Origin of the sequence: Campylobacter sp. BCW_6465 (assembly GCF_001762815.1) — a bacterium.
Lineage (GTDB): Bacteria > Campylobacterota > Campylobacteria > Campylobacterales > Campylobacteraceae > Campylobacter_D > Campylobacter_D jejuni.
This window is the reverse complement of the sequence record NZ_MJXN01000079.1, coordinates 1-8,101: the sequence shown is the minus strand read 5'-3', so window position 1 is coordinate 8,101 and position 8,101 is coordinate 1. Positions and strand designations below refer to the sequence as shown.

12 protein-coding genes are annotated in these 8,101 nt (G+C 25.0%); 7 read left to right on the top strand and 5 right to left on the bottom strand.

The features are described 5' to 3' along the window. Positions 1 to 452: 452 nt before the first annotated feature. Positions 453 to 644: a hypothetical protein gene (locus AJ886_RS04835; protein WP_002779581.1), complete on the bottom strand. Its 192-nt coding sequence runs from the start codon at positions 642 to 644 to the stop codon at positions 453 to 455. After that, on the bottom strand, positions 637 to 2,094 hold the full coding sequence (locus AJ886_RS04830) for a DNA methylase (RefSeq protein WP_070287270.1): 1,458 nt from the start codon (positions 2,092 to 2,094) through the stop codon (positions 637 to 639). The genes AJ886_RS04835 and AJ886_RS04830 overlap by 8 nt, the downstream gene beginning before the upstream one ends. A gap of 990 nt (positions 2,095 to 3,084) precedes the next feature. Here AJ886_RS04830 and AJ886_RS10510 point away from each other — a divergent pair. The 4 genes from AJ886_RS10510 to AJ886_RS04815 are packed head-to-tail and all read left to right on the top strand — an operon-like array spanning position 3,085 to position 4,169. Continuing rightward, positions 3,085 to 3,246, top strand: a complete 162-nt coding sequence (locus AJ886_RS10510) for a hypothetical protein (protein ID WP_002834683.1) — start codon at positions 3,085 to 3,087, stop codon at positions 3,244 to 3,246. Between the two features lie 47 nt (positions 3,247 to 3,293). Further along, positions 3,294 to 3,428: a helix-turn-helix transcriptional regulator gene (locus AJ886_RS04825; protein WP_002813602.1), complete on the top strand. Its 135-nt coding sequence runs from the start codon at positions 3,294 to 3,296 to the stop codon at positions 3,426 to 3,428. Between the two features lie 22 nt (positions 3,429 to 3,450). Continuing rightward, positions 3,451 to 3,753, top strand: coding sequence for a recombinase (locus AJ886_RS04820; protein ID WP_070287268.1), 303 nt, complete (start codon positions 3,451 to 3,453; stop codon positions 3,751 to 3,753). A 38-nt stretch (positions 3,754 to 3,791) separates the two neighbouring features. Next, positions 3,792 to 4,169: a hypothetical protein gene (locus AJ886_RS04815; RefSeq protein ID WP_070287265.1), complete on the top strand. Its 378-nt coding sequence runs from the start codon at positions 3,792 to 3,794 to the stop codon at positions 4,167 to 4,169. Positions 4,170 to 4,618: 449 nt separating this feature from the next. Here AJ886_RS04815 and AJ886_RS04810 read toward each other — a convergent pair whose 3' ends face one another. After that, complete coding sequence (locus AJ886_RS04810) at positions 4,619 to 5,098, bottom strand: hypothetical protein (RefSeq protein WP_070287263.1); 480 nt, start codon at positions 5,096 to 5,098, stop codon at positions 4,619 to 4,621. Positions 5,099 to 5,642: 544 nt separating this feature from the next. On the opposite strand from AJ886_RS04810, the gene AJ886_RS04805 reads away from it, so the two are divergent. Both AJ886_RS04805 and AJ886_RS10505 read left to right on the top strand, forming a co-directional pair. Continuing rightward, positions 5,643 to 5,963: a hypothetical protein gene (locus tag AJ886_RS04805; RefSeq protein ID WP_070283228.1), complete on the top strand. Its 321-nt coding sequence runs from the start codon at positions 5,643 to 5,645 to the stop codon at positions 5,961 to 5,963. Positions 5,964 to 5,974: 11 nt separating this feature from the next. Beyond that, the gene (locus AJ886_RS10505; protein ID WP_162843225.1) at positions 5,975 to 6,118 is read left to right on the top strand and encodes a hypothetical protein; all 144 of its coding nucleotides are present in this window, start codon (positions 5,975 to 5,977) and stop codon (positions 6,116 to 6,118) included. A gap of 313 nt (positions 6,119 to 6,431) precedes the next feature. On the opposite strand, the gene AJ886_RS04800 is transcribed toward AJ886_RS10505, so the two are convergent. Together AJ886_RS04800 and AJ886_RS04795 are read right to left on the bottom strand one after the other, a co-directional pair. Continuing rightward, complete coding sequence (locus AJ886_RS04800) at positions 6,432 to 6,659, bottom strand: WGR domain-containing protein (protein WP_002799350.1); 228 nt, start codon at positions 6,657 to 6,659, stop codon at positions 6,432 to 6,434. A gap of 12 nt (positions 6,660 to 6,671) precedes the next feature. Continuing rightward, positions 6,672 to 6,902, bottom strand: coding sequence for a hypothetical protein (locus tag AJ886_RS04795; RefSeq protein ID WP_002779694.1), 231 nt, complete (start codon positions 6,900 to 6,902; stop codon positions 6,672 to 6,674). Positions 6,903 to 7,130: 228 nt separating this feature from the next. Here AJ886_RS04795 and AJ886_RS04790 point away from each other — a divergent pair, with 228 nt between their 5' ends. After that, the gene (locus AJ886_RS04790; protein ID WP_070287260.1) at positions 7,131 to 8,069 is read left to right on the top strand and encodes a tyrosine-type recombinase/integrase; all 939 of its coding nucleotides are present in this window, start codon (positions 7,131 to 7,133) and stop codon (positions 8,067 to 8,069) included. Positions 8,070 to 8,101: the final 32 nt, after the last annotated feature.

Sequence of the window (8,101 nt, the reverse complement as noted above, 5' to 3'; positions counted from 1 at the left end):
TGCTTTAGGGTAGGTATAAAAATGCCCTTGCTTAAACCTAGACTTTTTAATGCTTAATTAAAACTATTTTTTGTCTTTTCGTGGGTTTGGATTTGGAGTATTTTTTAATTGAAAAATTTACAAAAATTTTAGAGTAAAGATAGATAAAAAAACAAAAAAATAAATCAAAATAAATATAGTTTTGCTGTAATTTTCTCTTTGAATTTTTGCTCACAAAAAGTACAAGATAATTTTTTTATTTTTTTAATCATTTAAAAAACAATATTTTTTATATGAAAATTCACAGAAAAAAAAGATAAAATTTTAATACTAATTTTAATTAATTTTATTTTAAGTCTAAAATATATAGAGATAAAAGTGGTATAAAAAATACACTATTTAAAAAATACTTATTTTTTTACTTGTTTTTAATTGATTTTTATATCTAAAATATTTTTCTCATAAAAACATGATTACTCGTTTATATAGATAGACTTTTCAAGCTTTCTTTCCATTTCTTTTTTCTTTTTTTCAATTGCTTCATCAAATCCTTTAAGCACTGAAAATGGAGCAAACTGTGCCGCTCTTTTTTCTAATGGCATAAGAGGATATTTTGTAGATTTTTTGTATTTAATATTAATAATATCATCGTGGTTATTAGGCATTGTGTCCTCCTATTTGCGAATTAATTTTTAAGCCATTTTCAAGACTCGAGGCTTTAAAAATAGATTTTTTTCCATATTTGTGAACAATCGCGAGTCTAGCTTTTTGTAATTTCTTTTCTTTTATAAAATTTTTATTTTCCTTCTGTTCTAAGTCAGTAAAAAGACTGGGTTCTTTAATTTTTTTCATCGTGTCATTTTTTACAACATTATTAAGAGTAAGACTTATTTTTCTAATTAAAAAATCAGCATTAACTATTAAATCAAACAATTCTAAACCTTTATTGCAAATAGTTTCCAAGGAAGAGGTATGGTAATCCAAATTGATTGTTGAATGTGCATTTTTTGGAATAGATCTTCCATAAGAATCTTTACTCATTGGACCCTTGTAGCTTTGTACCTTTTCTAAGCTTTCTTTATCATATTGTACATCTAAAACGATTTGATTGCATGTTAAATTTTGCTCAATTAGCTCAAGAACCATATGATCGACGATTTCTTTAAGCATATCTCTAGCTTTTTTAAAACTATAAGGTTTAGGCAAAACCTTAGCCATTACCTTAGAGATATGTTTGCTTTTATATTCTTTAATAGCTTGCATTGTACAGCTTTCAAACCCCCAAGCATGATCGATTAATAACTCAGCATTTACTCCAAAAATTTGATAAAGTTTATCCTCGTTATTAAGAGAGTGTCTTGCTAAATCTCCCATATTGTTAATGCCTATGCTTTTTAGTTTTGTTGCATATCCTTTGCCTATACGCCAAAAATCATTTATGGGCGTGTGTTGCCATAATTTTCTTCTATAAAGCATTTCATCCAAATACCCTATGCAAAGTCCATCTTTATTAGTATTTTGTTTTTTGGCTAATATATCCATTGCAATTTTTGCTAAGTAAAGATTTGTTCCTATTCCCGCAGTTGCTGTTATTTGAGTTGTTTTTAAAATTTCAAATAATATGTTTTCAATGAGTTTGTCAGCAGATAGCTTATAATGTTTGATATAAGGAGTTAAATCAATAAATACTTCATCAATGGAGTAAATATGAATGTCTTTTGGATCAAAATACTTTAAATAAATACTGTAGATTTTAGAACTATAGTCTATATATGTTGACATCCTAGGTTTTGCAACAATGTAATCAAGTTCTAAATTAGGATTATTTATTAGTTCAAGATGATTGTATGATTTTGCACTGAAATATTTAGCAATTTTTAAGCGCTCGTAATTAATTGTTTTTACTTTTTGTATTAACTCAAATAGTCTTAATCTGCCTGATATATTATAAGATCTTAATGCAGGAGATACCGCAAGACATATTGTTTTTTCAGTTCTACTTTCATCCGCAACTACAAGATTGGTATTTAGAGGATCTAATTTTCTTAAAATGCATTCAACAGAAGCATAAAATGACTTAAGATCTATAGCTGCATATTTTTGCGTATTATCCATATTTTCACATTAGTATATAATAATTATTTTTTAATTGTATAAAAAGAATTTTAATAGACTAAGATTGTTAATTTTTGGTTCTTGTTTTGGAATTAATCAATAAAACAATCAAGCTTGTAGATTTTTTCATCTAAAAATTTTATCAAAAACCATGCCTTGTTTAAAATTACATAGTATTACTCAATATTATGCTTTTATATATTTAAATCGAGCGAGCAAAGTATACGAAAAGATTTATATCAAGTTTAATTTTAAATGATAAAATTTAAGCTGAAATAATGATAAAGTTTTTTGAAAATGCTGATTGTAATAAAAAGTTACATTAATATAGGCAAATGAAATTTTCTGCTATTTTTTTTAATAATAATTGCTATTGATAAAATAAAAATCTGCCTTATTTTATACATGGAAAAATCTCAAAATTTTTATCACTCCTTTCATTTTTCGCTATTTAAAAAAATGGAACTGTTATAATAAGGATCTTGCTTTTTATATAAATCATAAACCAAAATACCAATAAATTAAAAAAAGAAAGAGAAAATTAGTTGAAAAACAAATCGAGAATTAATTTTTAAAAAGACAGGAGAAACAATGAAAAAACTTAGAAAAATAGAGAAAAGAAATATTTAAAGATAAAACTTCTGCTTACAGCATTACATAGCATTATGTCAAAAGATATAAAGGAAATAAAACGAACGAAGTGCAATTTGACAGCTGGAATGAACGAAAAAAGAGCTTAAACAAAGTAAAATTAATCAGAAAAGTTAGTGTAAAAAAAGATTTATTGGCTTAGCATTGGTTTAAATATCGGTGCTGAAGTTTAAGGTAAAAATGAGTTTTTTACGCGTCCTGTTTTGGTAATAAATAGTTTTTATAATGGCACATTTTTAGGCGCACCTTTAAGTTCTAAGACTAAAAACAAAAAAAGGCTTTTTATTTCACAAATTTAAGGACAATAAAGGCACTTTACAAGTTGCACTTTTATGACAAATGAGAGTTTTTGATACTAAAAGGATAAAAACTTACATAGGAAAAATCAATGACAAAGATTTTGAAATGATTAAAAATAAAATAGTAGAAAATATAATAAGCCCTGCACTAAGACAGGGAAATTCAAAAAATGAGCCAAATCCTTTCATTTCTGAAAAGTAATGAAAAAATTATTACTAAAAAATATTAATCTAAAATAAAGGATTAGCATGACAGAAGAGAAAGAAAATATTATTAAAGAAGTTTGTAAAGAGTTAAACATTACTCAAACTGAATTAGGAAGACAATTAGATGTCTCTGCTTCTACAATAAATACTTGGGCTAGTGGTAAAATTCCAACTTAGTGGATTATATTCTTCTGAAGAAATGGGTGTTGGAGTTACTGAAAGTAGCAATATTGTTATCGATACTGAAGCTTGCCAAAACAATACTCAAGAAAACAAAAAGAAAGTTGATTTATTACAAAACTTTTCACAATCAAACGCTACAACTTTTAGCGAAGATGAAAGACAAGTTTTGTTATCTTTGGGACTCGAAGTGAAAAATGAAGATGGTTATTATTGGATTGTAGGAAATACCTATGGTTTAAATGAAAAAATCAAGCAATTAGGTTATAGATTTCACCCTGAGAAAAAAACATGGTGGAAACAAATTGGAAATGTAGCCTAAGAACGCACATGAAAATATGTTATAATTTAGGAGTTAGTATGCAAGGATATGCCATGGAAAAAGAAATTACACTCAATGAGAGCTTTAAAACATTATTGGAAAGTATTTTTTCAGATACTGATCAAGCTAAAAAGCTCATTCAAGCTTTTGAAGAATTTGCTAATGATAGAGCAACAACGCAAAGGCTTAATTTTGAGAATTTAAAGCAAGAAGCCATTGAGCAAATAAGAAATGAGTTGGTTAGCAAGGATTTATTCCAATCTGAGACTAAAGGACTTGAAGCTGAAATCAAACGAATGGAAAGTTCATTAAAACAGCAAGGAATCTATTGGCTAGGAGCTTGTGTTGTTAGCATTGCCACTATAATTTCAAGTGTTTGGGCAATAATGGACTTTATGGTAAAACATTTAAAATAATATTCTCACACTAGAAACAATCTAGTGTAACTTAACCCTAAGGTGGGATATTTTATCCCTTGACTTTTAGCATTTTTTTGTTATAAGATAAGGAGAAAAAAGAAGGATTTTTTCAAAAAAATAGTAATATTTACAAAAATACCCACAAAAGCAATCTTAATATTCATGGAATCTATTGGCATAGGATTGTTTATAAATAGTCTTTATGGTTTACAAACAGGCGATAGTAGAGCTTTTATTATTCTCATCGAAAGTTTGCTAATTTTAACGGTAGTTGCATTATCATCAATCTTTCTTAAAGATTGAACTTTTTTGAAAAAAGGAGAAAAAATGGATGGTTATAATATAGCTATTTTAATTGGTGCTATCACTTTCGTTTTTGGTACATTGGTTTTAGTAGCTCATTATCTCAATGATAAACACACTAACGAAAGTGAAAACTAAAAACCTTATTGTCTTAGAAATGATTTAAAGATAGACAAAATTAAATCAAAAATTGTAGGCTGTAAAATAAACATTAAAGCAGCAAGAATAATTACATATGTTCTAACTTCTCTTTTAAAACTATCTAGTTTGTTTTCAAGCTTATCAAGTTTAGCACATACTGAATCTTCAGGCTTATCAAGTTTAGCACCTATTGAATATTCAAGCTTATCAAGTTTAGCACATACTGAATCTTCAAGCTTATCAAGTTTAGCACATACTGAATCTTCAAGCTTATCAAATCTAGTATTCAAAAGATCTATAGTTGGTAATTTAGAAATGGCTTCTTTAAATTCTCTAAAAGATTTGTCTTTTATTTCTTGAGAATTTATTTGGCTTTCTTTAGCAAATTCGTTAAGAGCTTTAATGAAATTTTCTTCAGTTTGATCTTTAAAATAGACAGAAAATAAAGCTTTTACACCTTCTGAAATATAATAATTTTTCATATTTATACAACCTTTTTTTTAATTATAACATAGCAAATTTAAAAATGCAGTTTTTATAAAAATAAATAGAAATTTGTTTTGATTATATTTTACTCAATATTTTTTATTACATCTATGGTTAGTGAATATAATTAATAATTTTTATAAGGGCGTTTTCTGCTTCTTTGTTTTTATTCTTCTTTTTAAAAGCTACATCACAACACTTTATACTCTAAGCTTTTTAAAGTACTCAAATAAGATTATCATAATAAATAATAAAAAATCAATTTCTTATTATTTTCATTTTATTTTTTTCTTTTTTATTATAATTTATATGTTAAAATAACATATTACAAAGGAAACAATATGGATTTATCTCATTCATTAGGACAATATATTATTTTAGCTTTTGCAATAGCCGTAGCCATATTTGTTACATTTTATGACTTTGATAAAAAAGATCATCAATATAATATAAAAAAATAATATCCTTAATATTTATAAAAATTAAAAAAAGATTTTAAGTCATTCTAAAAATAAAAATTTATACTATTTTTTAAAGGATTTGCTATGCAAAAAAAATATACAAGATTATATTATTGATGTTCATTCTTGCGATCCCCATTCATCAAATGCTTATAAACAAGATTTATTCGATGTTTTAAATGAAGATTTTACCAAAGAATATGAATTCATAGATAGTCCTACTTTAGATGATATGGTAAAACACAAACAAAGTGATGAAGTTTTTAAAGTGTTTTATAAAAAAGATGATAAAATAAGATTGCTTAGAGTTAGTAATATGCAAGCTTTAAATCGTTTTGATAAACTTAAAGGTGCAATGACAAAAATAATTTTAGATAGTGGTTTTAAACCTGATAAATAAAAAGGATTAATATGTGTAAAGATCAAGAATATATAGAGCAAAGAAAGGTTTTATGGGAAAAAAGTTTTGAAGCCTTTAAAGATGATAAAGTGCATCAAAAAGAACAGCTTGAACTTGCAGAAGCAGGAATTAATGATGGCTTAGAGGAGGATTAATTATATAATTAGCCATATATTTATATTAGTTTTTTTTAAAAAACCGTTTTTACTATTCTTTAATCTTTTATATTGTATTTTGATTGTCTTATTTATGTAATTTTATATATAAAAAAAGTTTTTTCCAATTTTACAACAAAACCCTTTATGGTATAATAAAAATAAAAATTATATAAGAAAGGATACAAATGGCTATAAAAATTGAAATTAGCGGATTTGATAAGGATTTTTTACCTGTTTTTGAGAGTTTAGCTAAAAGCTTATCTAAAAAGCCTATTTTATCAATGTTTTTTCTTATTTTTTGAGCAAAAACCTACGCATACCCTTTTTTCATTTTTTGTTTCTTTAATCTCTCAAAAAAAATTTGTGCCTCATTAAAACTTGGAAATACATTATTTTTTCTTCCTGTACAACTTTTAAAACGCACATTTCCGTAAACTCTCTCAACCATATATTCCTCAAATAGAGTGGCAATAATTTCTATGCTATAATAGCGAATGTTTCCTTTCTCAGTTATTCTGTGCAACAAAACATTATTCATAAAAAAACCTAATTAAAAATTATTTATTTTATTCAAAAAATCATTTTTAAACATTTTTTCTATAGCAAGCTTAATCATTTGATTAATTTTCTCATTTTCTTTATTTGTATTAGAAATTTCATCTTTGTAAGTAGGAATCATCATTTCTATCATTTTTAATGTTTTTTCATCAAATAAAACTCTTTTTGGAATTAATATTTCATTTTTTTGAATATTTTCATTATTTATTGTATTTTTTTCCATTTTTATCCTTTATTTGTTAAAATATATAAATTATACCATAATTTTAATAAAAAATTGTATAAATAGACAAATAATGCAAAAATATAAATATTTTTATGGTATAATTTAAAATATATAACATAATCTTATTTCAAAATAAGCCTATTAAAATATATATTTTGATATTAACACAAGCAAATAAATATAACATAATTAGAAATTATGTTATAAAAAAAGGATATAAATAAAATGAAACTTAAAAATACTACAATAAGCGAAGATTTAGAGCGTTGGATAGAAGCTTATTTGAAACATATTCAAGCATTATCCTATTCAAATAATACTTTTTTACTTTATAGGCGTATTTTACTAGAATTTGTAGAATATTCTTTAGATTATCAAGATGAAATGCAAATAAACGATATAAAAACGACTTTTTTAGTCAATTTTCTTAATTATTTAGAAAATAATTCAAAAAATGGCAATAAACTATCAAAAAAAACAAAAATAACTTATTTTAGAGTATTAACTAGCTTTTTTTCTTTTATAAGCGATAATAATGATGATTTGTTTATTTTTTCCTTTGATATGAAGAAAATTAGATTTAGAACAGAAAAATCAGAAGAAAAATTAAATTATCTTAATGAAAATGAAATTATAAGGCTAAATAATGTTTTAGAGAAAGAAAAAGCAAAAAAAGAAGTTTATAATAGTTTTAGAAATTCTTTACTGATAAAACTTATGCTTTATGGAGGACTTAGAATTTCTGAAGCTTTGAATGTAAAACTTTGTGATTTTGAAGAAGTTGATGATGAAATTTTAAAAATATCCATAATAGGCAAGGGCGGTAAAGAACAATTTGCATTTATTAAAAAAGAAGAAGTAGATGATGAGCTTGAATATTTTAAAGAAAATATCCAAGATAGTGATTACATAATGCAAACTAGCACAGGAAAACATTTGAATAGAAGTAATGCTTTTTTGATCGTAAATAATATTTACGCTAAAGCTTTGATTAGCAAAAAAGGACTTCATTTGCTTAGACACACTTTAGCCATGAGATTAACAGCCAAAGGAACAAACCTTGTGGTCATACAAAAAATTCTAAGACATGCAAATCTAAATACTACTACTATATATGCCAAAGCAACAAATGATACAATAAAAGCTGCGTTATTGAATAATTAATTTTTCTAAAATTGAGTATTTGCATAGACTTC

Bases quoted from the DNA above. Each gene is read 5' to 3' on its own strand.
- AJ886_RS04835 (WP_002779581.1), bottom strand. From the start codon at position 644: ATGCCTAATAACCACGATGATATTATTAATATTAAATACAAAAAATCT.
- AJ886_RS04830 (WP_070287270.1), bottom strand. From the start codon at position 2,094: ATGGATAATACGCAAAAATATGCAGCTATAGATCTTAAGTCATTTTAT.
- AJ886_RS10510 (WP_002834683.1), top strand. From the start codon at position 3,085: ATGAGAGTTTTTGATACTAAAAGGATAAAAACTTACATAGGAAAAATC.
- AJ886_RS04825 (WP_002813602.1), top strand. From the start codon at position 3,294: ATGACAGAAGAGAAAGAAAATATTATTAAAGAAGTTTGTAAAGAGTTA.
- AJ886_RS04820 (WP_070287268.1), top strand. From the start codon at position 3,451: ATGGGTGTTGGAGTTACTGAAAGTAGCAATATTGTTATCGATACTGAA.
- AJ886_RS04815 (WP_070287265.1), top strand. From the start codon at position 3,792: ATGCAAGGATATGCCATGGAAAAAGAAATTACACTCAATGAGAGCTTT.
- AJ886_RS04810 (WP_070287263.1), bottom strand. From the start codon at position 5,098: ATGAAAAATTATTATATTTCAGAAGGTGTAAAAGCTTTATTTTCTGTC.
- AJ886_RS10505 (WP_162843225.1), top strand. From the start codon at position 5,975: ATGTGTAAAGATCAAGAATATATAGAGCAAAGAAAGGTTTTATGGGAA.
- AJ886_RS04800 (WP_002799350.1), bottom strand. From the start codon at position 6,659: ATGAATAATGTTTTGTTGCACAGAATAACTGAGAAAGGAAACATTCGC.
- AJ886_RS04795 (WP_002779694.1), bottom strand. From the start codon at position 6,902: ATGGAAAAAAATACAATAAATAATGAAAATATTCAAAAAAATGAAATA.
- AJ886_RS04790 (WP_070287260.1), top strand. From the start codon at position 7,131: ATGAAACTTAAAAATACTACAATAAGCGAAGATTTAGAGCGTTGGATA.